The 25,175-nt window shown below is 65.5% G+C and carries 23 protein-coding genes and 1 pseudogene; 5 read left to right on the top strand and 19 right to left on the bottom strand.

Translation table 11 applies throughout. The features are described from left to right. Positions 1-18: 18 nt before the first annotated feature. Both AC51GT_RS01685 and lepA read right to left on the bottom strand, forming a co-directional pair. The gene (locus AC51GT_RS01685; RefSeq protein ID WP_496327650.1) at positions 19-2,049 is read right to left on the bottom strand and encodes a M3 family metallopeptidase; all 2,031 of its coding nucleotides are present in this window, start codon (positions 2,047-2,049) and stop codon (positions 19-21) included. Between the two features lie 36 nt (positions 2,050-2,085). Further along, positions 2,086-3,990 carry a translation elongation factor 4 gene (gene lepA, locus AC51GT_RS01680; RefSeq protein WP_496323652.1) on the bottom strand — a complete coding sequence of 635 codons (1,905 nt, stop codon included), beginning with the start codon at positions 3,988-3,990 and terminating at the stop codon, positions 2,086-2,088. Positions 3,991-4,075: 85 nt separating this feature from the next. Here lepA and AC51GT_RS01675 point away from each other — a divergent pair, with 85 nt between their 5' ends. Both AC51GT_RS01675 and AC51GT_RS01670 read left to right on the top strand, forming a co-directional pair. After that, a complete protein-coding gene (locus AC51GT_RS01675; protein WP_496327649.1) occupies positions 4,076-4,726 on the top strand; it encodes an alpha/beta hydrolase family protein in 651 nt (216 codons plus the stop codon). A gap of 9 nt (positions 4,727-4,735) precedes the next feature. After that, positions 4,736-5,284, top strand: a complete 549-nt coding sequence (locus tag AC51GT_RS01670; protein ID WP_496327648.1) for a type II toxin-antitoxin system PemK/MazF family toxin — start codon at positions 4,736-4,738, stop codon at positions 5,282-5,284. A gap of 113 nt (positions 5,285-5,397) precedes the next feature. Here the strand turns inward: AC51GT_RS01670 and AC51GT_RS01665 are convergent, their stop codons facing one another. Genes AC51GT_RS01665 through AC51GT_RS01655 form a run of 3 tightly spaced genes read right to left on the bottom strand, consistent with a single transcriptional unit; the run spans position 5,398 to position 9,007 of the window. Then, on the bottom strand, positions 5,398-6,246 hold the full coding sequence (locus AC51GT_RS01665) for a transglutaminase family protein (RefSeq protein ID WP_496323649.1): 849 nt from the start codon (positions 6,244-6,246) through the stop codon (positions 5,398-5,400). Continuing rightward, the gene (locus tag AC51GT_RS01660) at positions 6,243-7,223 is read right to left on the bottom strand and encodes an alpha-E domain-containing protein (protein WP_496324099.1); all 981 of its coding nucleotides are present in this window, start codon (positions 7,221-7,223) and stop codon (positions 6,243-6,245) included. The genes AC51GT_RS01665 and AC51GT_RS01660 overlap by 4 nt, the downstream gene beginning before the upstream one ends. A 2-nt stretch (positions 7,224-7,225) precedes the next feature. Then, positions 7,226-9,007, bottom strand: a complete 1,782-nt coding sequence (locus AC51GT_RS01655) for a circularly permuted type 2 ATP-grasp protein (protein ID WP_496327647.1) — start codon at positions 9,005-9,007, stop codon at positions 7,226-7,228. A gap of 169 nt (positions 9,008-9,176) precedes the next feature. Here AC51GT_RS01655 and rpsT point away from each other — a divergent pair, with 169 nt between their 5' ends. Next, positions 9,177-9,437: a 30S ribosomal protein S20 gene (gene rpsT, locus AC51GT_RS01650; protein ID WP_020105577.1), complete on the top strand. Its 261-nt coding sequence runs from the start codon at positions 9,177-9,179 to the stop codon at positions 9,435-9,437. Between the two features lie 163 nt (positions 9,438-9,600). On the opposite strand, the gene holA is transcribed toward rpsT, so the two are convergent. From holA to AC51GT_RS01585, 13 genes are all read right to left on the bottom strand, one after another. Further along, entirely contained in the window at positions 9,601-10,563 is a 963-nt protein-coding gene (holA, locus tag AC51GT_RS01645) for a DNA polymerase III subunit delta (protein WP_496327646.1), read from the bottom strand. Between the two features lie 66 nt (positions 10,564-10,629). Continuing rightward, complete coding sequence (locus AC51GT_RS01640) at positions 10,630-12,042, bottom strand: ComEC/Rec2 family competence protein (RefSeq protein ID WP_496327645.1); 1,413 nt, start codon at positions 12,040-12,042, stop codon at positions 10,630-10,632. Then, on the bottom strand, positions 12,039-13,025 hold the full coding sequence (locus AC51GT_RS01635; protein WP_496327644.1) for a ComEA family DNA-binding protein: 987 nt from the start codon (positions 13,023-13,025) through the stop codon (positions 12,039-12,041). The genes AC51GT_RS01640 and AC51GT_RS01635 overlap by 4 nt, the downstream gene beginning before the upstream one ends. A gap of 170 nt (positions 13,026-13,195) precedes the next feature. Continuing rightward, complete coding sequence (locus AC51GT_RS01630; protein WP_496327643.1) at positions 13,196-14,044, bottom strand: DegV family protein; 849 nt, start codon at positions 14,042-14,044, stop codon at positions 13,196-13,198. Further along, positions 14,041-14,826, bottom strand: a complete 786-nt coding sequence (octT, locus tag AC51GT_RS01625) for a diglucosylglycerate octanoyltransferase (protein WP_496327642.1) — start codon at positions 14,824-14,826, stop codon at positions 14,041-14,043. The genes AC51GT_RS01630 and octT overlap by 4 nt, the downstream gene beginning before the upstream one ends. A gap of 10 nt (positions 14,827-14,836) precedes the next feature. Continuing rightward, positions 14,837-15,553, bottom strand: a complete 717-nt coding sequence (locus AC51GT_RS01620) for a histidine phosphatase family protein (RefSeq protein ID WP_496327641.1) — start codon at positions 15,551-15,553, stop codon at positions 14,837-14,839. Next, the gene (rsfS, locus tag AC51GT_RS01615; protein ID WP_496323640.1) at positions 15,546-15,965 is read right to left on the bottom strand and encodes a ribosome silencing factor; all 420 of its coding nucleotides are present in this window, start codon (positions 15,963-15,965) and stop codon (positions 15,546-15,548) included. Before rsfS ends, AC51GT_RS01620 begins: the two co-directional genes overlap by 8 nt. Further along, the gene (nadD, locus tag AC51GT_RS01610) at positions 15,962-16,618 is read right to left on the bottom strand and encodes a nicotinate-nucleotide adenylyltransferase (protein WP_496323639.1); all 657 of its coding nucleotides are present in this window, start codon (positions 16,616-16,618) and stop codon (positions 15,962-15,964) included. The genes rsfS and nadD overlap by 4 nt, the downstream gene beginning before the upstream one ends. A 23-nt stretch (positions 16,619-16,641) precedes the next feature. After that, positions 16,642-18,054 carry a vWA domain-containing protein gene (locus AC51GT_RS01605; RefSeq protein ID WP_496327640.1) on the bottom strand — a complete coding sequence of 471 codons (1,413 nt, stop codon included), beginning with the start codon at positions 18,052-18,054 and terminating at the stop codon, positions 16,642-16,644. A gap of 7 nt (positions 18,055-18,061) precedes the next feature. After that, a complete protein-coding gene (locus AC51GT_RS01600; protein WP_496327639.1) occupies positions 18,062-18,943 on the bottom strand; it encodes an AAA family ATPase in 882 nt (293 codons plus the stop codon). Positions 18,944-19,004: 61 nt separating this feature from the next. Further along, positions 19,005-20,270: a glutamate-5-semialdehyde dehydrogenase gene (locus tag AC51GT_RS01595; protein ID WP_496327638.1), complete on the bottom strand. Its 1,266-nt coding sequence runs from the start codon at positions 20,268-20,270 to the stop codon at positions 19,005-19,007. A gap of 49 nt (positions 20,271-20,319) precedes the next feature. Then, the gene (locus tag AC51GT_RS01590; protein ID WP_496327637.1) at positions 20,320-21,153 is read right to left on the bottom strand and encodes a crotonase/enoyl-CoA hydratase family protein; all 834 of its coding nucleotides are present in this window, start codon (positions 21,151-21,153) and stop codon (positions 20,320-20,322) included. Between the two features lie 43 nt (positions 21,154-21,196). Further along, on the bottom strand, positions 21,197-21,706 hold the full coding sequence (locus AC51GT_RS01585) for an urease accessory protein UreE (RefSeq protein ID WP_496323634.1): 510 nt from the start codon (positions 21,704-21,706) through the stop codon (positions 21,197-21,199). 318 nt (positions 21,707-22,024) lie between these two features. Between AC51GT_RS01585 and AC51GT_RS01580 the strand changes: the two genes are divergently transcribed. Together AC51GT_RS01580 and AC51GT_RS01575 are read left to right on the top strand one after the other, a co-directional pair. Then, positions 22,025-23,062, top strand: coding sequence for a Dyp-type peroxidase (locus tag AC51GT_RS01580; protein ID WP_496324098.1), 1,038 nt, complete (start codon positions 22,025-22,027; stop codon positions 23,060-23,062). Further along, positions 23,059-23,865: a family 1 encapsulin nanocompartment shell protein gene (locus tag AC51GT_RS01575; RefSeq protein ID WP_496323633.1), complete on the top strand. Its 807-nt coding sequence runs from the start codon at positions 23,059-23,061 to the stop codon at positions 23,863-23,865. The genes AC51GT_RS01580 and AC51GT_RS01575 overlap by 4 nt, the downstream gene beginning before the upstream one ends. Here AC51GT_RS01575 and AC51GT_RS01570 read toward each other — a convergent pair. Then, positions 23,807-24,964 (bottom strand): annotated as a pseudogene (locus AC51GT_RS01570) (DUF222 domain-containing protein). The gene AC51GT_RS01575 and the pseudogene AC51GT_RS01570 overlap by 59 nt on opposite strands. Positions 24,965-25,175: the final 211 nt, after the last annotated feature.

Raw genomic sequence — 25,175 nt, 5'->3', positions numbered from 1 at the left:
GGTCGGCGGATCGGCGGGTCAGGTCGGGAGAAGTCCTCGGCGACGCAGGAGCGGATCGATCTCGGCCGGGCGGCCCAGGAGTTCCTGATGCGCCTTGATCGGGTCGGTGCTGTCGCCGCGGGACAACGTGGTCGCCACGAAGCCGGCACCGCGTTCGGCGGAGAGCCCACCGCCGTCGAGGAACCATTGCTCGGTCTCGGCGTCGAGCACCTCGGACCAGATGTAGGAGTAATAGCCAGCCGAGTACCCGCCACCGAAGATGTGGTTGAAGTACGCACTGCGGTATCGCGGCGGGATCAGGTCCGACGACGCACCCGCCTTCACCAATGCGGCCTTCTCGAAGGTCTCCACATCGGTGATCTCATCCTCGACCGTGACCCGATGCCAGGCCATGTCGAGAACGGCTGCCGCCAGGTATTCGATCGTGCCGTGGACGGATTCGACGTCGGCATTGGCGCGGGCCGCGTCCGCCAGCTCCGGTGGGATCGGCGCACCGGTCTTGTGGTGCGTCGCGTAGTTGTCGAGCACCTTCGGGTGCAGCGCCCACATCTCGTTCACCTGGGAGGGGAACTCCACGAAGTCCCGGGGCACCGATGTTCCCGACTGCGACGGATACCTGACCGCCGACAGCAACCCGTGCAGGGCGTGGCCGAACTCATGGAACAACGTTGTCAACTGATCCATCGTCAGCAAAGCGGGCTGTCCCTCTTCGGGTCTGGTGAGGTTGAGGACGTTGACCACCACCGGCCGTTTGTCGAGCAGGTAACTCTGGTCGACGAAGTTGTTCATCCACGCCCCGCCGCGCTTGCTGGGCCGGGCGTAGAAGTCGCCGAGGAACAATCCAATGGACGTATTGGCTCGGTCGAGCACCTCCCACACACGTACATCGGGGTGGTAGACGGGCAGATCCGTGCGCTCCCGGAACGACAACCCGTAGAGCTGACCGGCGGCGTAGAACACACCCTTCGTCAGCACCGAGTCGAGTTCGAGATAGTCCGAGAACGTATCCAGCGGCACCGCGGCCCGCTGCTGATCGGCTTTGGCCAGCAAGTAGGTGAGGTCGGCGGCGCCGATCTCCGTACCGTGCTCGGCGGATAGCTCGGTCAGCTCACGTCCACCGGCGCGCATGGCCGAGGCCACCAGGTCGGACAACAGGTCTTCGACAGCCTCCGGACCGGGCGCGGTCTCCTCGGCGATCACGAACTCCGCGTGATCGCGGTAGCCGAGCATCCTCGCGCGTTCGGCGCGCAACCTGACGATCTCCAAGACGATGTCGCGGGTGTCGTTGGGGCCCCCGAGGGCGCACCGCGTCACCGAGGCCTCGAACACCCGGCGCCGGGTTTCTGAATCCTCCAGGGAGGCAACCGCGGACTGGCTCGTCGGCAACTCGATGGCCAGCAGATAACCCGACGGATGGCCCGCGTCCTTCGCTGCGCGACGAGCCGCCGCGATCTGCCCAGCGGACAGACCCGCGAGCTCGTCCTCGGTGTCGACCAGCACCGCTGCCTCGTTGCTGCCCTCGAGAACACGTTGCCCGAACTCGGTGGTCAGGGTGGAAAGTCGCTCCGAGATCTCACGCATCCGCGGTTGCTGGTCGACGTCGAGTCCGGCGCCGGCCCGGATCGCCTCCCGATGACGCTTCTCGAGCAACCGCATCGACGGTTCGTCCAGATCCAGACTCGTCCGGGTCTCGAACAGCTGGTTGATCCGGGCGAACAGTCCCGGGTTCAGCGCGATGGTGTTGGCGTGTGCCGTCAGCTTCGGCGCGAGCTCCGTGGACATCGCGTTGCGCTGCGGGTTGGTGTCGGCACCGGTGAGGTTGTAGAAGATCCCGGCCGCCCTGGCCAGCGCCTGACCACTGCGTTCGAGCGCTTCGACGGTGTTGGCGAACGTCGGCGAGGCCTTCTGCCCGGCGATCTTCTCGACCTCACGCAGATGCTCGGCCATCGCCTCTTCGAAAGCAGGCAGAAAATCGTCGTCGCTGATCGAAGGGAAGTCGGGCAGACCATGCAGGTGCGGACTGGGGACCAGGACAGGATTCGATGCCATGGACCGATCGTAGTGTCGCGCGCCCGAAGTCTCCCGCTACTTGCCCTTCTTGTCGCTTGGGTCGTCCGACGACAGTGCTGCCACAAATGCCTCCTGCGGCACCTCGACGCGACCGATCGTCTTCATCCGTTTCTTGCCCTCTTTTTGCTTCTCGAGGAGCTTGCGTTTACGACTGATGTCACCGCCGTAGCACTTGGCCAGCACGTCCTTGCGGATGGCCCGGATGTTCTCGCGCGCAATGATCTTCGACCCGATGGCAGCCTGGATCGGCACCTCGAACTGCTGACGCGGGATCAGCTCTTTGAGCTTGGTGGTCATCTTCGTGGCGTACGCCGCGGCACCGTCCTTGTGGACGATCGCACTGAACGCATCCACCGCCTCGCCCTGCAACAGGATGTCGACCTTGACCAGCTGCGAAATCTGCTCGCCGGACTCCTCGTAGTCAAGGCTGGCGTAGCCGCGGGTCCGCGACTTGAGCAAATCGAAGAAGTCGAAGATGATCTCCGCCATCGGCAGCGTGTAACGGAGTTCGACACGGGTCTCCGACAGATAGTCCATGCCACCGAGCTCACCGCGCCGTGACTGGCACAGCTCCATGATCGAACCGATGAACTCACTGGGCGAGATGATCGTGGTCTTCACGATCGGCTCGTAGATGTTGCGGGCCTTGCCGTCTGGCCAGTCGGACGGGTTGGTCACGACGTGCTCGGTGCCGTCTTCCATCTCGACGCGGTAGACCACGTTGGGCGCGGTGGAGATCAGGTTCAGGCCGAACTCGCGCTCGAGGCGTTCCCGGCTGATCTCCATGTGCAGCAGTCCGAGGAAGCCACAGCGGAAACCGAAACCCAGGGCCACCGAGGTCTCCGGCTCGTACGTGAGTGCGGCGTCGTTGAGTTGCAGCTTGTCCAGCGCTTCACGCAGAACCGGGTAATCCGACCCGTCCACCGGATAGAGCCCCGAGTAGACCATCGGTCGGGGTTCGCGATAGCCGGTGAGCGGCTCGGTGGCACCGTTGCGCGCCAGGGTGATCGTGTCACCGACCTTCGACTGACGGACATCCTTGACACCGGTGATGAGGTAGCCGACCTCGCCGACCCCAAGACCCTTCGAGGGCTTCGGGTCCGGCGAGACGATGCCGACCTCGAGGAGCTCGTGGGTGGTCCCGGTGGACATCATCTTGATCTTCTCGCGGGGGACGATCTTGCCGTCGACCACACGCACATAAGTCACCACACCGCGGTAGGTGTCGTAGACCGAGTCGAAGATCATCGCGCGGGCCGGGGCGTCCGGATCGCCGACCGGGGCCGGGATCAGCTTCACGACTTCGTCGAGCAACTCGGTGACACCGACACCGGTCTTGCCCGAGACCCGCAGCACGTCGCCGGGCTCGCAGCCGATGATGTGCGCGATCTCCGCGGCATACCGATCGGGGTCGGCGGCGGGCAGGTCGATCTTGTTCAGCACCGGGATGATGGTCAGATCCTTGTCGAGCGCCAGGTACAGGTTGGCGAGCGTCTGCGCCTCGATGCCCTGCGCGGCGTCCACCAACAGCACCGCACCCTCACACGCCTCGAGCGCACGTGAGACCTCATAGGTGAAGTCGACGTGGCCGGGTGTGTCGATCAGGTGCATCACGTAGTCGGTGCCGTCGACATTCCACGGCAGCCGCACGTTCTGCGCCTTGATGGTGATGCCGCGTTCCCGCTCGATGTCCATCCGGTCGAGGTACTGCGCGCGCATGTCGCGACCTTCGACAACTCCGGTGACCTGCAACATCCGGTCGGCAAGCGTCGACTTGCCGTGGTCGATGTGCGCGATGATGCAGAAGTTCCTGATCTTGGAAGGATCAGTGAACGTGGTGTCGGAAAGCCTGGGAATTGAACTCACTCCTTGGGTGACGCGGGTGATGCTGGTCGAGCCCCGACCGAGCTCTGTCGGCATTTGGGCACACGTGTGACCTCCAGTTTCTCATGGCCGGGCCGCCGGGTCGGCATTCGGTGCGCTCGGCAGCGGCTAGCGTGAGCTCATGACTGTCATCGACTGGGATTCCGACGGTGTCGTCGGGGCCCTGCACCGCCCCTCCGGGACCGCGCTCGCGGCGGTGATTCTCGCGCACGGAGCCGGCGGAAACCACAATTCGCCGATGCTGCGCGCGATGGCCGAACTGCTCTGCGAACGCGATGTCGCGGTGGCCCGCATCGACCTCCCGTACCGGCAGAAGCGACCCAAGGGTCCACCGAGCCCGTCCGGCGCCGCCGCAGACCGCGCCGGGATCGTCGCCGCGTGCACCGCGTTTCGGAGCGAATCGGCCGGACCGTTGCTCGTCGGTGGACACTCCTACGGCGGACGGCAGGCCTCGATGGTCGTGGCCGACGACCCGGCCGTCGCCGACGGACTGGTGTTGACGTCCTATCCCCTGCATCCGCCGGGCAAACCCGACCGGCTGCGCACGGAACACCTGCCATCGATCACGCGGCCGGTCATGGTGGTCCACGGCGCGAGTGATCCCTTTGCCACGACCGACGAACTCACCGCCGCGCTCGATCTGATCCCGGCACCCACCCGGCTCATCGACCTACCGAAGGTCGGGCACGACCTCAAGCCGGACCGCTCGGGCTCACCCCGGCTCGCCGTCGATGCGATGTTCGAGTTCTTCGCGATCGAGGGCGGCCAATAGGCTGAACCGATGGCAGGAAAATTCAGCCGACTGGCGATGTCGCTGGTCCGGCAACACGGCCCGAGACTGCTCCGCGAACTGACCAAGTCGTCGGGCACGAAGTCCTCGCCCGCAGCTCGGTCCACAACAGGGTCCGCAGCGCGGCCCGGTGCTCGAACCGGACCGACTCCCACCCGCCCCACCGAGCAGCGGGCCAGGAAGCTCGAGTACTCCCCCGCGGCCGACGGCAACGCCGACCCCGGCGAAATCGTTTGGACCTGGGTCGAATTCGAGGACGATCCGTCGCAGGGCAAGGACCGGCCAGTGCTGGTCGTCGGCCGCGACGGCAACACCCTGCTCGGACTGATGCTCTCGAGCCAGGAGCATCGTCGCGACGACCGGGATTGGGTCAGCATCGGTACCGGGTCCTGGGACAGGGAGCACCGGGAGAGCTTCATCCGGCTCGACCGCGTCCTCGACATCGCCGAGAACGGGATCCGCCGCGAAGGCGCCATCGTGCCCCGCGCGCAGTTCGATCAGGTGGCCGCGGTCCTGCGCAGCCGATACGGCTGGCACTGACCGCACCTTTGAAAGCAAAGGCCCTGAAAACTGTCAGATGGGCAGGCGCCGAGTGCAATATGCCCTCGGACGCCCGCTATCGCACAGTTTTCAGGGCGACGAACTGATATCGATCAGGCCAACCGGGTGATCTCGACCTTGACTTCGAGGTCTTTCGCGCCGGCGCCGGTGTAGATGCCCTTGAGCGGGGTGACGTCGGAGTAGTCGCGACCAACACCGACCGACACGTGACGCTCGGTGATCGTCACATCGTTGGTCGGGTCGTAGCCCCACCATCGGCCGGTCCACGACTCGATCCAGGCGTGGGACTGGCCTTCGACGGTGCGGTTGATCGCCGCCTTCCGATTCGGATGCAGGTACCCGGACACGTAGCGCGACGGGATACCCAGGCTGCGCAACATCACCAGACACAGGTGCGCGTAGTCCTGGCAGACGCCTTTCTTTTCCTTCCAGGCGTCGACGGCCGAGGTGTGCACGCCGGTGGTGCCCGGCACATACTCCATCTCCGCATTGACCCACTGGCACACCGCGAGTACCGCTTCGTGCGGAGTCAACCCCTTGGCCAATCGCTTTGCGATCTGCGCCAGCTGACGACTGCCCGGGACGTAGCCGGTGTTGCTGAGCAGCTCGTCATAGCGGTCGACAACGCTGTACGAGTGCAGATCTTCCCACCCGAGCTGTTCTTCTTCGGAGGGTATTTCGTCGGATTCGGTCTCGACCACCGACATTCCCGAGACCTCCAGCTCCTCGTGCGGAGCGTGCAGGTCGAACGCGGTGACCGCGGTACCCCAGTAGTCGGTGTAGCGGTATGAACGAGTCGCCGGGATCGTCTCGACGCGGTTGATGATCACGTTCTGCCGAGTGTCGCTTCGAGGCGTGAGCCGAGCCTCGTTGTAGGACGACGTGACCGGGGCGTTGTAGGCAAAACCCGTCGAATGCACAACCCGCAGGCGCCAGCTCACAGTTCACTCTCCTCGATGAAGCGATCAACGGAATCGCTGGCCGAAACCCCGGCCCACGCGACATAGGGCGAGACGTGGAAGTACTGCGCCGTCACGGCCTCACTCACTTCCCGGCACGTCTCCTGCAGTTCCTTCAGTCGAGGTTGCAGGTCCTGCAACAAGATTCCCGGCTGCATGAACTCCAGGCCGCTACGCGCCCGGCCCAGAAGTCGCTGCGCCTCGGCGCGGGCCCCGACGCGGCTGGGCCGATTGTCGAGTTCGAGAAGCTGCTGCTCCGCGAGACTGATGGCGTGGAACACCGATCGCGGGAACAGTCGGTCGAGCAGCATGAACTCGACGACCCGGGTCGCGTCGAGCGCTCCGCGGTAGGTCCGCAGATACGTGTCATGCGCACCCGCCGAACGCAATACGGTGACCCAGGCCGGTGAGCCCGAACGGTCTCCGGCTCGCGACAACAGCATTCGGACGGTCATGTCGACCCGCTCCACGGAACGCCCGAGCAGTAGATAGCGATATCCGTCGTCGTGACTCAGGGTCGCATCGGCCAGCCCGGCGAACATCGCGGCGCGGTTCTTCACATAGGAGAGAAACTCGTAGGGGCCCAGCTTCCGGGCGACCCGTTCTGCGTCACCGAGTCCGTTGTACGTGGTGTTCAGGCATTCCCACATCTCACTGGAGGTGACTTCTCGCGCGCCCCTGGCATTCTCACGGGCGTGCCCGACACTGTCGACGATCGAACCGGGCAGTGTCTTCGAATACGCGACCCGCTCGGTCAGCGACCACGCGTCGAGTGGCTCGTTTTTCGGGGGCAACTCCATACCCAGGACTTCGAGCACCAGCCGACACCGGGCATCGGGGTCGACGGTGGTGTCCTCGAGAAGCTGATGGACTGCCACGTCAAGGATCCGGGCGATGTCATCAGCGCGTTCGACGTAGCGACCGATCCAGTAGAGCGACTCGGCATTTCGAGCGAGCATCATCAGCGGTCACCACCGAACTGTTGTTGTTGTTGCTGTTGCTGCTGTTGTTGTTCCTGCTGCGATGCGATGTCCGGGCCCTGTTCGGTGGGTGTGCTCTGTGCCGTTGCCCCCGAGCGGCTGACCAATTCGTCGCCGGCGAGTTCCCGCTCTTCGGCCGAGGTACGTGAGGCGAGCACCCAGGTGTCCTTCGACCCGCCGCCCTGGCTGGAGTTGACCACCAGTGAGCCCTCCGGCAAGGCAACCCGGGTCAACCCACCGGGCAGCACCCACACCGATTCGCCGTCGTTCACCGCGAACGGACGCAGATCCACATGCCTGGGCGCCAACTGTCCCCCGATCTTGGTGGGAACGGTCGAGAGCTGAACAACAGGCTGCGCGATCCAGCCGCGCGGATCCTGACGAACCTTGCGCGCCAACACGTTCAATTCCTCCGCTGTGGCGTCCGGTCCGAACACGATGCCGTAACCACCTGAACCCTCGACAGGTTTGACCACGAGTTCATCGATCCGGTCGAGGACCTCTTCGCACTCGTCTTCGAGCCAGCAACGCAATGTGTCGACATTGCCCAGACTCGGCTTCTCCCCCAGGTAATACTCGATGATCTCGGGGACGTAGGTGTAGGTCAGCTTGTCGTCACCCACTCCGTTGCCGACGGCGCTGGAGATGACGACGTTGCCGGCCCGCGCGGCATTCAACAACCCGGCCACACCGAGCATCGAATCGGGGCGGAACTGCATGGGATCGAGGAAGTCGTCGTCGATGCGACGATAGATGACATCCACGCGCTGCTCACCTTCAGTGGTGCGCATGTAGACAATGTTGTCGCGGCAGAACAGGTCTCGACCTTCGACGAGCTCGACACCCATCTGGCGAGCGAGCAACGAGTGTTCGAAGTACGCCGAATTGGCCACACCGGGGGTCAGGACCACAACATTTGGATCGGCCTCGTTGAACGCCGCCGACGCCCGCAGGGCCCGCAGCAGGTGCGACGCATAGTCGCCGACCGCGCGCACCCGATGGGAAGCGAACAGGTCCGGGAACACCCGGGCCATCGTGCGACGGTTCTCCATCACATACGACACCCCCGAGGGTGAGCGCAGGTTGTCCTCGAGCACTCGGAAGTCGCCGTGCTCGTCGCGGATCAGGTCGATTCCCGCGACATGGATTCGCACGCCGTTGGGCGGCCGGATGCCCACGGCCTGACGGTGAAAGTGTTCACAGGAGGTGATGAGCCGCTTCGGCACCACGCCGTCACGCAGGATGGCCTGGTCGCCGTAGATGTCGTCGAGGAACATCTCCAGCGCCTTGACGCGCTGGGTGATCCCGCGTTCGAGTTTCGCCCACTCGCCGGCCGAGATGACCCGGGGAACCACGTCGAGCGGGAAGGGTCGCTCCTGACCCGAGTGCGAGAACGTGATGCCCTGGTCGATGAATGCCCGGCCCAGCGCCTCGACCCGGGTCTCCAGATCGGCTCCGTCATAGCTGCCGAGCGCCTTGTGAATGCCCTTGTACGGGCCGCGGACCTCGGCGGTGTCGTAGCCGTCGAACATCTCGTCGAAGGCACCGCCGTACGGACCGGCCTCGTATCCCTCGAAGATCCCGACCGCGCCGTTCGCCGGTTTGGCCGCGGTCGACTTCTTGGCGGCCTTGTCGCGCGGCGCGCCTGTACCCGTCACTTTCGCGGACTTCTTGCCTGTTGGAGGGTCCCCCGCCGAAGGCTTGGTTCCGTTTCCCCGAGGTGCTCCCGCACGTTTCGAACCTGCTGCTGTTGCCGCCGTCATCTGACACATGGTGCCGTAAGTGACCGATATCGGCTGACCACCACGCGGTATTGACTGCACCACATCTTGCGGCCCGGTCGGCAATTTGGGTCACAGTGACCCGGCTGGTAATGTGGCTCGCTGGTGCTGACACCGAAACGACCATCTTTGAGCTAAGGAAAATACACGCGTGGCAAACATCAAGTCTCAGATCAAGCGGAACAAGACCAACGAAGCTGCACGACTGCGTAACCAGTCGACCAAGTCGGCCCTGCGTACCGCGATCCGTTCATTCCGCGAGGCCGTTGCGTCCGGCGAGAAGGACAAGGCTTCCGAGCTCCTGGTTGCCACCGGCAAGAAGCTGGACAAGGCTGCCACCAAGGGTGTCATCCACTCGAACCAGGCCGCCAACAAGAAGTCGGCCATGGCATTGGCGCTGAACAAGCTCTGATCTGCCCCGCCCGTCACCGGGCCCCATAACTTCACGTTAGACGCGCTCACCCTGGCGGCTCCCACGCAGTCGCCGGGGTGTTTGTTGTATGCGAAAGTCGTGTGCTTCACAGGCACTGACATGGCAGGCCCGTGTGTGGTGGAGCGGCTGCGGCGTGGACGCGCTAGCGGCGCGGCGACGGTCGCAGATCAGCAATCGCGGCCACGGCCCGCTGCAGACTGAAATCGGCGTCGGCAGCTTGACCTTTCACTTCGCCGTTCAGCGTGGCGACCACCGACATTGCACGCGCGATCGACGGTGCATCCCATCCGATGGCTTGCGCCTGGACGCGCTTGGCCCGGCCCGGCGTCATCCCCAACTCGGACGCGATGGCCTGCGGATTGGGCTTGCCCATCCCGTACACCCGGGCGATGCCGTGGATCGATTCACCGAGCGCGTCGGCCACGAGTACGTGGGCCACGCCGTGATGGTGCGCCCACTGCAAGGCCTCCAACGCTCCGGCCCGGTCGCCGCTGACCGCCAGATCCGCGACGTCGAAGCCCTTGATCTCCGGACGACCCGAGTAATAACGCGTCACGGAGTCGACAGTCACCTTGCCGCCGGTGTCGGCGACCAACTGCGCACATGCCGCCGCCAGGTCCCGCAGGTTGGCGCGCACCGACTCGACCAGTTTGTCGACGACGTTGCGGTTGGCCTTCACGCCGAGCCGGAGGAACTCGCTGCGCACAAACGTGCCCATCTCCCACGGCGGCAGCTTGCCACATTCGTGGACCTCGGCCCCGGCTTTGCGCAGCGCCAACGCCATCGACTTGGCGCGTCCACCCCCGGAATGGCAGACGATGAGCGTGACTCCCTCCGGCGGATTCTCACCTACCTCGGTGACCAGCTTCGCCGGTTCTTTGCCGGCCTCACCGGCAGCGTCCAGGATGATGATCCGGTCTTCGGCGAACAGTGAAGGACTGAGCAGCTCGGCGAGTTCCGGTGCCGTCGCATCCCCGGCCCGCAGCCGCGTGATCGGGATGTCCTCGGGGTTGTCGACGGTGCCGCGGACTTCGGCGATCACCGCGGACGTCGCGCGTTCGGCAAGGAATTCGTCATCCCCGAGGATCAGATGCACGCTGTTCACATGGTCATCGTGCCAGACAACCGCGACACCTCCTGCCTTCCCGTCCCCCGGCGCTGTTCGGGTTGATCACCACAGGCTCACCGTGGCAAACGGAACGCGACTGAGGTGTTCGGCCACCCACACCATCCACCAAAGTTCCGGGCCGGTGAACCGGGCCAGGACCACCGCAACTGGTGACCACATCATCGCCACCACCGCCGCGCTGGTTCCCAGCACGGTGATCGGTGCCACCACCAGCGCCACCGCGAGATTGGCCACGATCGCAACAAAGCTGATCTGTCCGCTGATCAGCAGGACGGCCGGCGTGGTCACCACCTGTGCGACCACGGCCACCGCGAGCAACTCCGCGACACCGAACGGAACATGATGATCCCGAAGCCATTCCGCGACAACCGGCGCGAGGACGATGAGCCCGGCAGTGGCGATCACCGACAGACCGAACCCCGGCCGCACCGCGAACGCCGGCCAGATCATCAGCAGTGTCATGATCGCCGCACACAGTGCCGGCATGGCCTGTGAACGTCGACGGATCAACAGCGCCGACAACCCCACACCACCCATCACCGCCGCACGGACGACGCTCGGGCTCGGCCGGACCAGGATCACGAACACCACGATGGCGACAGCGGTCAGAGCTACCGCAAGACGAGGACCGGCGCCGAGCCAGCGGACCACCAGGAGCAGTGCCCCGATGATGATCGCGAAGTTGGCGCCGGATACCGCGGTCAGATGGGTCAGTCCACAGGCCCGGAAGCTGTCTTTGAGATCGTCGCTCAGTGCCGAGGTGTCCCCCAGCACCAACCCCGGCAGCAAGCCCGACTCCGGCTCGCCCAGCGCCTGCGACGACACCTGCTGAAACTGCGCTCGCACCGTGCCCGCCCACCGCTGATGGGCCGGTGGGCCACGGACTTTCTTCGGTGCGCCGGAGGTTGTGAGTGTGGCCACCGTCAGATCCGGCCTTCGCGGGTCGGTCACCGTGAACACCGCAGATACCTGTTGTCCCGGAATCAGTTCGAGCCATCCGTCGACCGGGGCCAAGACTGTGGCTCCCACGTTCGGGACCGAACGACCGCGTACGCCCACCACCGTCACCGCCACCACCACCCGGTCGGTGCGCGCGATGATCTTCGGGTCGTCGGAGATCCGCACCGTGGCGGTTGCCTTACTCCCCCGCAGCCCGGGGTCCGCCAACGGATTCGACGCGATGTGATGCTGCCGCAGGACCATCGCCCACCCGAACCCGGCCAGGGTTCCGGCGAATCCGATCAGCAACGGCAACATGACAATTCGCGACCCACGAATCATCGCGACGATCATCACGACCGTGCTCAGCGACGCCGTGCCGGCCGCTGCGGCGGTGACCGGGATCGAACTGAGTACCCCCAGAGTCGAAATGAACCAACTCGCGGCCGCCGCGGGCACCAGTCGCATGTCAAGCCGGGTGCGCCCGTGACCGGTCGACGTTGCCAAAGCCGTCACACCGTGACCTTGTCCCGGAGCTTCTCCAGACGACCGGGCCCGATCCCGTCGACCTCCGCCAACTGATCGACGGAGGCGAAGTTGCCGTTGGCCTGCCGCCAGGCGATGATCGACGCCGCGGTCACCGGTCCCACACCGGGCAAGGTGTCCAACTCGATGTCGGTTGCGGTGTTGATGTTGACCAGTCCCCCGGATACGGGTGCGGCCGACGCGGAACCGGTTGGCGCCGCTGTCGTGGCGCCCGCACCCCCTGAGCCGTCGACCGGCACCACCGCACTGCGCATCTGGACCCCGCCGGCCGGATCGGCGAAACCCACCAGGATCTGATCACCGTCGCGAAGCGGCTGGGCCATGTTCAGCGACAACAGATCCGCGCCGTTCTTCGCGCCGCCGGCGCTGCTGATGGCATCGGCCACCCGAGCCTGCGGCGGCAGGCGGACAAGCCCGGGCCGGTGCACCAGACCGACCACACTGATGACGAGTTCGGCTGGAGGTGAGGCGCTTTCCGGAACCGGCCCACCCGCACTCACTGCGGTGCTCGGCGCGGCCGCCCCGGCGGTGGTCGGAAAGTTCACCGGCACCTGCGGGCCCGTACCGCCACTGGCGAACGCTGTGTACAGGGCTATGGCAGTGGCGCACAATCCCACTGCCACCAGTGCGATGGCGGCCGCCGGAGTGGAGCGCCACCGACGCTTCAATGGGCCCTCGGGTTCAGGGTCGTCCTCTGCCCACCGCGGACGGTATCCGTCGTCGGGATCATCGGGGTCAGCGGCAGCAGCCGGACGAACACGTTCGGATTCGTGCGTCGTGGTGCCGTGCAACCACTGCGCCGATCCCAACCAGTCAGGCGCAGCAGGTTCGGCCGGGACACCGAATTGCGCCGCTTCTGATTGCACCGGTTCGGCCTGCGCCCATGACGATTGCGGTGGTTCGGGCGGCTCCGGTGAACCCGGTTCCGCCAAGCGATCGAGATTGCTTCTCATGGCCGAACTGTAGGAAACCGGCCCGCCAGTTCACCGGCACAGAGGTGCCGCGACGCCGATCCTGTGGGCGCAGCAGCGAACTGTGGACAACCACCACACGAGCCACTTATACGACGACGAGCCGCAAATTTGTGGCTCGTCCTCGTATAAGTGGCTCGTGTGCGGTGGACTCAGGAAAGATCGATCGGGTCCAGTGAGGTTGTCACGGCGATACCGACGGCTCCACTGCCCACGTGCCGAGACAAGACCGGACCGAAGTCGGCTTGCACCAGCGAGGTGATGGTCAGCTTGGACTGGAGCGCTTCGATGATCTGGTTCGCGAGATCCGGTGCCTCACAATGCTGTACCCCAAGGGTCACCGGGCGCTGGTCGGCTATCTCAACGGCGGAATCGATGATCTTGGCGATGGCCTTGGACGTGGTCCGCTGCTTTTCCTTGAGCGCCAACGTCCCGTCGACCACGCGCAGGATCGGCTTGATCGCGAGTGCCGAGGCAAACAATCTGGTGGTGGCGCCGATGCGTCCGCTCGACCGCAGATTCTCCAACTGCTGCACACACAGCAGACATTCCGTGGTCGACCCGACACGGATCGCCGCCTCGTACACGCGGTCCATGTCGGCACCGGCCTCGGCATGCTGTGCTGCGGCAAGAGTCGAGAACCCGACTCCGAGCCCCACGGTCCGTGAATCGACCACTCGGATGTGGCCCTGGAACTTCTCGGCGACCACGCGCGCCGACCCCCAGGTCCCGCTGAACCGCCGGGACAGGTGGACCGCGACCACTCCGTCGCCGTCGCTTTCGTCCACGGCCTGGGCGTACGCGGCCTCGAGGTCTGCCGGTGTCACACCCGAGGTGGTCGTCTGCGGGTTGTTGTAGATGTCCGGACCGATCTCGTCGACGTCCTCACGCAGATCCAGCTCACCCGAGAGGACATGCAACGGCACCTGTCTGATGCGGTACCGCCGGCGCAGTGCCTCCGGCAGGCGCGCCGAGGAGTCGGTCACGATGACAACGGTCACAGGGACACGTTAGTCGTCGACGGGCCGGAAGTCGTCAGGGCGCCGGACACCGCGGCCTGCACCAGATCGGCGACCTCACGGTGACAACCGAAGCCCCAGTGAATACCGTCCGGATTGCCTTCGCCGCGGTCGAAGTGTGCCGCGGTCGGCGGCATCAGGTCGACGAGTGGAACCTGCGCGGCCCGGGCCCACTCGGTCATCGCGGCCACCGTCTGCGGTCGTCCCTTGTGCACGTTGCCGTAGTAGGGACTGCGGTGCGTCGACGGCAGGCAGGCGACCACGGGCAAATCGGGCCGGATCGCGATCAGCGCCTCGTGGATCTTGCCGAGATAGTCGGCCGTCAGCGCCGGTGGCAGTGCCAGCGGCCAGCCGGTCCGGGCCAGCCGCGGCTGCAGCCATCCGTAGGTGTCGCGGACATACTGTCGCAACCGCGGTGGCCGCACGTAGCGGATCTGTTCCCGCAGTGCGGTGGGCAGCGGCGACGGCAGCGAGTCCATCCCACCGAAAGCAAAAACCACCGCGCTGGCGCGCGGGACGGCAGCCCAGATGTTCGGATCCTGGGTCAGGGCCCACCAGACATCGCGGCTGGTCCAGCCGATCCGCCCGAACAGTTCGAGCTCGAGCCCGAGTTCCTCCGCGACCAAGGTCGGCCAGATCCGCGGATCGTTGGCGGGCAGCCCGCCCTTGGGTCCGTAGTAGGCCAGTGAATCCGAGAGCACCAGCAGACTGCCCCGCCCCCCTGTTCCGAGCGGATCAGCGGCCGGCACGAGGTCTTGGCTCATGACATCGCACTCACTGGACGGCCAGGTCGGAGACCTCGGCGGACGCATTCCACACGTCGAGTCGCCAGGTGGTGTCGTCGTCCTCGCCGTGCCCGCTGAGCTGTACCCAACTGGTGTTGGCCAGTCCGCCGAAGACCGGCCAGTGGCTGATCGGAAGTCCGAGCAGGCCTGCGGTCAGGGCGGCGATCGCCCCACCGTGCGCCACCAGGACAACGGGTGAGTCAGCGTTGTCACCGCGGCCCCAATCACCAAGTCCGGCAACGAGTTCCTCTACCACCGGCATGCTTCGGCGGGCCACGTCGACGCGACTCTCGCCACCGGGTGGCGTCCAGGTGGCGTCATCGCGCCAGATGCGGCGGGCCCCGGGCAGCAGTGCATCGACCTCATGATGGGTCAGCCCCTGCCACTCGCCGAGATGGGTCTCGCGCAGTCGCTGGTCCAGCCCGACCTCGAGGCCGACCTGCTCGGCCAGTGCGGCCGCGGTGTCCCGCGCCCGCCGCAGGTCCGAGGAGATGATCAGCCGCGGTTCCCTGGCGGCAAGCACCTCCGCCGCCGCCGCAGCCTGGTGCACACCCAGCTCGGACAGATCGGTGTCGAGCTGTCCCTGCATGCGGCTCGTTGCGTTGTAGTCGGTCTGCCCGTGCCGAAGCAGCACGAGCCGGCGCACGACCGGCGTCATCCGTTCAACGCTCGAGTCGTGTCCGTCCGGACGCAACAACTCATTCATCGTCAGGGCTCTCGGGCTCTTCGTCGTCACCGCCGGTCGCGATCACGGGGGTTTCGAGCCCGGGGATGTCCAGGACCGGGCAGTCCTTCCACAGACGTTCGAGAGCGTAGAACTCCCGCTCCTCTTCATGGAGAACGTGGATGACCACGTCGATGTAGTCGAGCAGGGTCCAGCGCCCTTCACGGGTGCCTTCACGCCGGACCGGCTTGTGGCCGGCTTCGCGCAGTTTTTCCTCGACCTCGTCAACGATGGCGCTGACCTGTCGTTCGTTGTCCGCCGATGCGATGACGAAACAGTCGGTGATGACCAACTGCTCGGAAACATCGAGAACGATCACATTGGCGGCCAGTTTGTCGGCGGCCGCGTGGGCGGCGACGGTGGCCATGGCGACCGCTTCGGGTGACGCTGTCACAGAGTGCCTTTCGATTGGTAGAGCTTTCGCTTACTGATGTACTGCACCACTCCGTCCGGTACCAGGTACCAGACCGGCCGTCCGGCCGCCGCGCGGGCGCGGCAGTCCGTGGACGAGATCGCCAATGCCGGTATCTCCATCAGATGGAGGGTATCGGGAGGAAGCTTCTGCAGATGCCTGTCGAGATGTGCTGCGCCGAGTTCGTAGCCGGGCCGGGAGACCCCGACAAAGCTCGACAACTCGAACAACACTTCCCAGTCCTGCCAAGACAAGATCGATGCCAACGCGTCCGCACCCGTGATGAAGAACAATTCCGCGTCGGGGTTCATGCGACGCAGGTCACGTAGCGTGTCGACCGTGTAGGTGTCACCTTCGCGGTCGAGGTCCACCCTGCTCACCGAGAACCGTGGGTTTGACGCGGTTGCGATCACGGTCATCAGGTAGCGGTCTTCGGGTGGGCTGACCCCGGCGTCGGCCTGGAACTTCTGCCAGGGCCGGCCGGTGGGGACGAAGATGACCTCATCGAGACCAAAGCGGTCCGCGACCTCGCTCGCAGCGACCAGGTGGCCGTTGTGGACGGGGTCGAAGGTGCCGCCCATGACGCCGATCTTCCGCCCTGTGGAGGCGCGGGAGTCAGGTGTCGTTTCGGGCATGAGGATTGAGTCTACTGATCAGCTCATACGGGCAGCAGGTTGGCGATCACCTTTGCCAGCTGTGAGGCGTTTCGGCATTCGTGCATGTCAATCACATCGGAGTAGGTGGCGGCAATCGAGTCACCCGAATCCCAGTTGACCCCGGCCTCCGGATTGAGCCAGTAGGCGTGCCTGGTGTGGTCGACCATCTTGGTCAGCGCGTCGAGCTTCGGGTCGCGATAGTTGTTACGCCCGTCGCCCAGGATCAGCAGGGCGCCGCGTCGTGTCAGGGCGTCCAGATGCTCCTCGGCGAAGCCCGCGAACGCGTGGCCGTAGTCGGAGTGACCGTCGCGGGTGATCAGCTTGGCATTCTTGATCATGTCCCCGATCGCGTCGGCGACGTCGAGGTCGGGACCGTCGAAGAACTCGGTCACCTCGTCCACGGTGTCGACGAACGCGAAGACCCGGACCTTCGAAAACTGTTGCCGCAACGCATAGACGAGCTGAAGGGTGAACTGGGAGAAACCGGCGACCGACCCCGATACATCACAGAGGACAACCAGTTCGGGACGGCCGGGACGCGGCTTGCGGCGCACCAGATCGATCGGCACACCCCCGGTCGACATCGAGGCGCGCAGTGTCTTGCGGACGTCGATGGCGCCGCGGTGTGCGCGTCGCCTGCGGATCTCCAGGCGTGATGCCAGCAGTCGTGCCAGGGGTGCGACCGTGCGACGGACCTCGGCGATCTCGGCCGCGCCTGCGGACAGGAAGTTGATGCGTTCTGGCAGGTTCGGCACCGCGTACTGCGAGACCCGTTCGCGTCCGTTGCGTTCGGCCATCCGGCGTTTGGTCTCACCGTCGATCAGGGTCCGGAACTTCCGGACCCGGTCGGCGGCGGCCTTGCGGAAGAGCGGATCCCTACCGTCGACCTCGGTACCGCCGCCGCCGACGGCCATGGCCGCGGCGATCCGGGCGATCAGCGTCTGCGGATCGATCGTCGACATCGCCTGATACGTGGAGTACGCCGAATCCCGGGTCGCCTGATATTTGCCCATCTCCGCAACGACCATCGCCGCGAACCGGGCCAACTCCGCGTCGGACTCCGGCGAATCGTCGGCCAGGAGTTCGGCGAGACGGGACCGCACGGCCTCGGTGTCGATCTTGCCGTCGGCATCCCGGGCGAACGCGGCGTCCAGGTCGCCACTGCGGTCACCGGCGCCGAGTGGGAACCACAGATCGAAGACCGAGTCGAAGACCCGGCGGTGTCCGTTGTCGTGGAGCAGCGTGCAGGCCATCCCCTCGCGGAAGCTTTCCCGGTCGAGGAGGTCGAGGACCGTGGCCGCCTCCCCGGCATCGATCAGGTTCGCCGGCCCGACCACGATCCCGCGAGCCCGGAGGTCGTCGACGAACCCGGTCAGCTGGGTGATGAAGGGGGCAGTCGCAATGGGGGTGGGCACGGCGCGCTCAGCTCAGCTTCAGTTCCTTGAGGGCCGTGGCCACGTCCGGACGGTGCTTGAGGACGACCCCCAGGGTCTGGGCGATCAACGCGTTGTCGATGTCGGTCCCCGGCTTCTCACCGACACCGAGAGCCAGCAGCGTGTGGGCCCAGTCGATCGTCTCGGCCACCGACGGCTTCTTGCGGATGTCGAGGGTGCGCAGGACCCCGATGATGCGGACGAGTTCTTTTGCAACCGACTCGGCGAGCTGCGGTACCCGGCTGGCCAGGATCTCCCGCTCGCGCGCCGCGTCGGGGAAGTCGATGAAGAGGTACAGGCAGCGGCGTTTGAGGGCCTCGGACAATTCCCGGGTGGCGTTGGACGTCAACAGCACGATCGGGCGGCGGGTGGCGGTGACCGTGCCCATCTCGGGGATCGTGATCGCGAAATCGCTGAGGACCTCGAGGAGCAGGCCTTCGATGTCGACATCGGCCTTGTCGACCTCGTCGATGAGCAACACGGTCCGTCCGGGCGCGGTGATGGCCTTGAGCAGCGGACGCGCCAGCAGGAACTCCTCGGAGAAGATGTCTGCCTTGGTCTCGTCCCAGCCACGCTGACCGGTCGCCTGGATCGCCAAGATCTGCTTGGCGTGGTTCCACTCGTAGAGCGCGCGGGCCTCGTCGATCCCCTCGTAGCACTGCAGTCGCACCAGATCGGCGTCGGTGGACTGCGAGATCGCGCGCGCCAACTCGGTTTTGCCTACACCGGCGGGGCCTTCGACGAGCAGAGGTTTACCCAGCCGGTCTGCCAGGAACACCGACGTCGAGGTTGCCTCGTCGGCCAGATACCCGACGCCGGCAAGCGTCTGGCGTACGCCGGGCACGTCGGTGAAACTGGGCTCTACGGCCATCGTTGTTGCTCCTGGGTATGTGGTTGGACGGGCAGCTGGATCCGGACCGGGCGGCTCGGGGTTAGCGGGGTCGGGTCTGGCCGTTGCCCCAGGCGATCCACTTGGTGGACGTCAGTTCGGGGAGCCCCATCGGGCCACGGGCGTGCAACTTCTGGGTGGAGATGCCGATCTCGGCACCGAACCCGAACTGCTCGCCATCGGTGAACGCGGTGGAGGCATTCACCATGACAGCTGCGGCGTCGACGCGCTGGGTGAACTCGGTGGCCGCGGCCAGATCCGCGGTGACGATCGCCTCGGTGTGGCTGGTGCCGTACCGGTCGATGTGGTCGACGGCCTCGTCGATACCCGCGACGACCTTCACCGCGATGTCGAGTGTCAGGTACTCGTCGGACCAATCGGTTTCGGTGGCCGGGGTCATGCCCGCTTCGTCGCCGTGGATGACCACCCCGGCGCTCTGCAGTGCCTGGGTCAGGCGCGGCAGCGCGGTCGCGGCGATCGCCTGATCGATGAGGAGCGTCTCGGCGGTGTTGCAGACGCTGGGCCGACGGGTCTTGGAATTGAGGACCAGGTCTTCCGCCATGTCGAGATCGGCCGCCGAGTGGATGTAGATGTGGCAGTTGCCGGTTCCGGTCTCGATGGTCGGTACGGTCGCGTTCTCGACCACTGCCTTGATCAATCCGGCCCCGCCGCGGGGGATCACCACGTCGACGAGCCCGCGGGCCCGGATGAGATGGGTGACGCTCGACCTGTCCTCCGACGGCAGCAACTGCACCGCGTCGGCGGGCAGACCCGCGGCGGTGAGGGTCTCGCGCAGGATCCGGACGAGTTCGGCGTTGGAACTCGCGGCCGACGACGAGCCACGCAGCAGCGCCACATTGCCCGACTTCAGTGCGATGCCGAAGGCGTCGACCGTGACGTTCGGCCGGGCTTCGTAGACCATGCCGACCACGCCGAGCGGCACCCGGACCTGCCGGAGCTGCATCCCGTTGGGCAACGTCTTGCCGGCGATCACGTCACCGATCGGATCGGGCAGTCCGGCCACCTGTCGCAGTCCGGTGGCGATGCCCTCGATCCGGTCGGCCGTCAAACGCAGCCGGTCGATCAGGCTGGCCTCGGTCCCGGCGGCCTCGGCCCGGGCGACGTCCTCGGCGTTGGCGGCCAGGACCGCATCGGACTGGGTCAGCAACGCCTCGGCGGCGTCGTGCAGAACCCGGTTCTTCTGATCGGTCGTCAGGCCCGCGAGCACGCGAGATGCGGCTTTCGCGGCGGTCGCCTGCGCGCGCACGATCTGTTCGATGTCGGCCGGAGTCGTGGTGGTGGCACTCATTCATCCAGAATAGGTGGCGATGAGATCGACGTTCTCGCCGACCGACGCCTCAGCGGCCCCGATCCTCGTCTGAGGGCCCGTGCCGTTTGCCCGACCCGTTGTCGAACGTCCCGTGTCTGCCTTCTCCCCCGGCGAAACGGGTCGCGCCCGCCACCGTGTCGGCCGACAGCGACGTCAGGCCGTGGACGTACTCGTTGAAGATGGCGTCCTCTTCGTACAGCCCTTCTTGTTCGAGGACCGAGAGCCGGTCCTGGCGCATGCAGGTCTGCGGGAACGCTGCCAGTTCGTGGGCGAGCTCCCGGGCTGCCGACACCGCTTCACCGGCCGGCACCACCCGGTTGACCAGCCCCATCTGTCCGGCCTCACCCGCCGACACCGGCCGGCCGGTCAGGATCAGGTCCATCGCCCGCGACGTACCGATCAATTGAGGTAGCCGCACGGTGCCACCGTCGATGAGTGGCACACCCCATCGGCGGCAGAACACTCCGAGGACGGCGTCCTCGTCGGCGACCCGGAGGTCGGCCCACAACGCGAGTTCCAGACCGCCGGCCACCGCGTGCCCGGCGATGGCCGCGATCACGGGCTTGGACAATCGCATTCGAGTCGGGCCCATCGGGCCGTCGCCCTCGGCCGCTATCCGATTCATGTTGCGGCCGGACGCCACGGCCTTGAGATCGGCACCGGCGCAGAATGTTCCGCCCTCGCCGTGCAAGACCGCCACCGACGCGTCTGGATCGGCGTCGAACTCGCGGAATGCATCGGCCAGCGCTTGCGCGGTCACGGCGTCGACGGCGTTACGCACCTGCGGCCGGTTGATGCTGATCATGGTGACCGGGCCGTCGCGGTCCACGTTCACCGTCGTGGATGTCGGTGGAGTAGTCATCGGCGGCCACCTCCCGAGGTCGGTTACCGTCGAACCTAGCCGGTCAGGTGGTCGGCGAAAAGACCCCATGCACCCGCCCCGCTGCGGCAACTTCGGCGGGCCGGTTCGGCAGCCACAGGTGCAGAGGCATCACGCAGGGTGCGGCCAGCACGTCGCCGGGCACGATGTCCGCCGGGCGTGGGGCGGTGATCGCGGCGTCTCGCCCCTTCGGACCGATGTCGGTCGACGCCACTCGGGCGGTGGAGATACGCCCGATCAGGCGCGCCTCGGACCAGATGAGCTGCACTCGTTCGGCGTCGAAGTCGACGGCGATGATCCGCCGGCGTGGACCGACGTCGCGGGCTTCGGTCACCCGCATCATCACCACGCCTCGCCCCGGAGTGCGGCTCGGATACACCGCGGGCGTTCCCGACAATTCGATGAGGTGTGTCATCGAGAGTCCGTCGACGAGAACGTCCGTCACGGTGGTGGTTGTGTTGTCGGGCCATAAAGAGTCGTTGAGCGGGTCTGGGATGCTCGCGCGCAGGGTCGGCAAGATCGACGTGAGTGTCACAGACCCACCTGCTGGAGTGGGTCGGGATCGAATTCTGTACCGGGACGCTGTTTTTGAAGTGGTCTCACGTATTTCGTTCTACGCATCGGCCGGCGGCTTGAATACATCGTGCATCAAGTTCTAACGATATTTTTGCGCGCCGTCCCGAACCGGGACATTCGACTCATGTGTTCGCGGCGCAAGTCTGCACACAATTGTCCGGCGGGGTGTCAACGCACCCAACGGCTCCGGGTAACGCTAACGTGATTCGGATATACCCATCAGCGGCGGAAGGCAACGATCATCACCGGTTCCGAAGGCCCCACACCGCAACCCATCCTGGCGCGGCTGCCCGAGGCCGCAATCTTTCTGGTGGCCACCGTCAACGAGGGCGCCGAAGAGGCTGTCTGGGATTTCCTTTCCGGGGTCACCGGTCTCATCCGATCGGTCGCCTCACGAGTCCCCGATTCTCGGCTGCTCTGTGTGGTCGGCATCGGCTCCGATGCCTGGGACCGGCTCTTCACCGGTCCCCGGCCGGCGGGCCTGGCGCCCTTCATCCCGCTGCAAGGCGCCGTGCACACGGCACCGGCAACAGAAGGCGACCTGCTCTTCCACATCCGCGCCCGGACCATGGACGCCTGCTTCGAGATCGCCACCCAGATCACCTTTGCCCTGCAGGGCGCGGTGACGATCGTCGACGAGGTCCACGGATTCCGGTTGTTCGACATGCGCTCGATGGTCGGATTCGTCGATGGGACAGAGAATCCCGACGGCCCGGCCGCCGAACGGGCAGTGACCGTCGACGCCGACGATGACCCCGACTTCGCCGGCGGAAGTTACGTGTTGATCCAGAAGTATCTGCACAACATGACTGCGTGGAACGCCACGAGCACCGATGAGCAGGAACAGGTCTTCGGACGTACCAAGTGGGACAACATCGAAATGGACGACGACACCAAACCGTCCAATTCACACACCGCACTGACCGTCATCGAGGACGAGACCGGTGAGCAAGTGCAGATCATGCGCGACAACATGCCGTTCGGCAGGGTCGGCCAGGACGAGTTCGGGACGTATTTCCTCGGTTACTCGGCCGGTCCCGAGGTCACCGACGAGATGTTGCGCAACATGTTCATCGGCAAACCGGAGGGCAATTACGACCGGCTCCTCGACTTCTCCACCGCTGTCACCGGCAGTCGCTATTTCGCGCCCACGATCGATTTTCTCGACGATCCACCGGCGCTCCCGGACCGCGCGTCCGAAACACCTGAAACGAACGAACCCGAAACGATCACCACCGACACGGTCCCCGATTCGGGGTCCCTTCGGATCGGCGACCTCTCCCGGCGCCGGCAGCTGACCACGGAGGAAAAATGAACAACCTGCACCGCGAACTCGCACCGATCTCGGCTGCGGCCTGGAAGGAGATCGAGGAGGAGGCGACGCGAACCTTCAAGCGCAACAGCGCCGGTCGCCGGCTCGTGGATGTCAACGGTCCGCACGGGCTGGAACTCGCCGCGGTCACCACGGGACGTCGGCTTCCCATCGATGCACCGCGCCCCGGTATCGAGGCCAGTGCCCGCACATCGCAGTCGATCATCGAATTGAAGGTGCCGTTCACGGTCAGCCGGCAGGCCGTCGACGACGTCGACCGCGGCGCACAGGATTCCGATTGGGATCCGGTCATCGAGGCTGCGCGCAGTCTTGCCCAGGCCGAGGACCGCGCCATCTTCGAAGGCTATTCCGCTGCGGGCATCGCGGGCATCCGCAGCCAGGCCCCGGGCGATCCGATCCAGCTTCCCAGCGATGTTCGCGAATACCCCGAGGCAATCAGCCAGGCGTTGAGCCGGCTTCGCCTGTCGTCGGTGAGCGGTCCGTACTCGCTCGCACTGAGCGCCGACGTGTGGCTGAAGGTCAACGAGACCTCCAACCATGGCTACCCGATCATCCAGCATCTGCAGCGCGTCATCGACGGCGACATCATCTGGGCACCGGCGATCGACTCTGCGTTCCTGCTGAGTACCCGTGGCGGCGACTTCGATCTCACCATCGGACAAGATGTTTCGATCGGCTACGACTCCCATGACGCCACCGGCGTCAACCTGTATTTCCAGGAGTCCTTCACATTCCTCGTGTACACGGGCGAAGCAGCGGTTCCGTTTGTGACCACCGGAGTCTGATCCGCTTCCCCACCCCGATGATGTGCCCTTTTAGCGGTGCCCACCTGGGCTTTTGGTCACCAAAGGACCACATCATCGGGGTGCTTGCTATGCGGCGTTGGGCCGCGCATTCTGAGGCCGGGGCATCACAGCCCGGCCGTGAACAACCCCGCTCGGCGGCAATCAACGCCAAACGCTGATCTGCAGTGGCCAAACGTTGTTCCCGCCCCAGATACAGCGGGCGGTGTTTGTCGTCGAGCAATGCCAGAAACTTGCGGCTCACCCCGGCCAGTTTCAAGGCGTCCTTGACGGCCAACACCCCACCGGATGCGGTGGTGGCCAGGCCGGTTTCCTGTTCGAGCTGCTCCAACGTCATCGTCACGATGACCTATGCCGGTAGCCCGCGGTGGGTACCGAGTTTGCCTTGCCCGACCACCATCTCCATCAACTTCTTGAACGCATCATGATTACGCTGCCCAGGAGTACGGGTATCGCGCTCGGCCGCCGCACGTAGGGCCTCTTTCTCCGCCTTGTCGGCGGTGCCCGTCGGTGAGTCCGGATCGTTCGGGTTGTTCATCCCCTTGGCCGCCACCACATCCCACAGTGCTTTGGTCGCCGGATCCAACGTGCCTTTGATCCCGGCCATATGGTCGACGCCCTGCTTGGACACCGACAACTCCCGTTTCTGGGCGCGGTCGGTGTCGTCGAACTCCCCGTCGGGGTTCAGATGCGCATGCAGGTGCAGGCCCACCCCGATCGCCCCATCACGCATTGCCGCGGCAGTATGGGGATAGGTCGGGGCGATCACCTCACCGGTGGGGGCGTGCCAGTGGCCGACGCGTTCAGCCCCTCTGGACCGGGCACTGGCCTGGGCCGCGGAAATCCGCAGATGATGCCGCAGGAACTTGTTGTGCTTCAATCCCTGTTTCGCAGCCACGGACCGCTCCCGCAACTCGACGGCGACCCGTACCTTCACCAACTCGTCCCGGCGGGTCTGCAACTCCACCACTTGGGCCGGTTCCACAGTCTCTTTGTCGGACAAGTTCGCCAGCGACACCTCAACAAGCCTGCCGGACAACACCTCACGGACAGCAACGATCTCTTCCGCAGCCAGGGCCATGCCCTCGATACGGTCGATCAGATCTGCCACCCCCGATGCCATGACACAGTTCTATCAACACCCACCGACAAACCACGAAAACTACGTAACCACAGGCATTTTCGGCACGATCGACGGTAATAAAGGCCCACTCGACGGGGATATCGGCACGCTCGACGGGGATCCGCTGAGTGTCGCAATTGCCTTGGGATTCGTGGGAATAGCGACGGGA

The organism is Williamsia sp. z34 (assembly GCF_059553395.1).
The sequence above is the reverse complement of the archived record's forward strand: the minus strand, read 5'-3'. Positions and strand labels throughout refer to the sequence as shown.

Bases quoted from the DNA above. Each gene is read 5' to 3' on its own strand.
- AC51GT_RS01685 (WP_496327650.1), bottom strand. From the start codon at position 2,049: ATGGCATCGAATCCTGTCCTGGTCCCCAGTCCGCACCTGCATGGTCTG.
- lepA (WP_496323652.1), bottom strand. From the start codon at position 3,990: ATGCCGACAGAGCTCGGTCGGGGCTCGACCAGCATCACCCGCGTCACC.
- AC51GT_RS01675 (WP_496327649.1), top strand. From the start codon at position 4,076: ATGACTGTCATCGACTGGGATTCCGACGGTGTCGTCGGGGCCCTGCAC.
- AC51GT_RS01670 (WP_496327648.1), top strand. From the start codon at position 4,736: ATGGCAGGAAAATTCAGCCGACTGGCGATGTCGCTGGTCCGGCAACAC.
- AC51GT_RS01660 (WP_496324099.1), bottom strand. From the start codon at position 7,223: ATGCTCGCTCGAAATGCCGAGTCGCTCTACTGGATCGGTCGCTACGTC.
- AC51GT_RS01655 (WP_496327647.1), bottom strand. From the start codon at position 9,007: ATGACGGCGGCAACAGCAGCAGGTTCGAAACGTGCGGGAGCACCTCGG.
- AC51GT_RS01635 (WP_496327644.1), bottom strand. From the start codon at position 13,025: ATGAGAAGCAATCTCGATCGCTTGGCGGAACCGGGTTCACCGGAGCCG.
- octT (WP_496327642.1), bottom strand. From the start codon at position 14,826: ATGAGCCAAGACCTCGTGCCGGCCGCTGATCCGCTCGGAACAGGGGGG.
- AC51GT_RS01620 (WP_496327641.1), bottom strand. From the start codon at position 15,553: ATGAATGAGTTGTTGCGTCCGGACGGACACGACTCGAGCGTTGAACGG.
- nadD (WP_496323639.1), bottom strand. From the start codon at position 16,618: ATGCCCGAAACGACACCTGACTCCCGCGCCTCCACAGGGCGGAAGATC.
- AC51GT_RS01600 (WP_496327639.1), bottom strand. From the start codon at position 18,943: ATGGCCGTAGAGCCCAGTTTCACCGACGTGCCCGGCGTACGCCAGACG.
- AC51GT_RS01595 (WP_496327638.1), bottom strand. From the start codon at position 20,270: ATGAGTGCCACCACCACGACTCCGGCCGACATCGAACAGATCGTGCGC.
- AC51GT_RS01590 (WP_496327637.1), bottom strand. From the start codon at position 21,153: ATGACTACTCCACCGACATCCACGACGGTGAACGTGGACCGCGACGGC.
- AC51GT_RS01575 (WP_496323633.1), top strand. From the start codon at position 23,059: ATGAACAACCTGCACCGCGAACTCGCACCGATCTCGGCTGCGGCCTGG.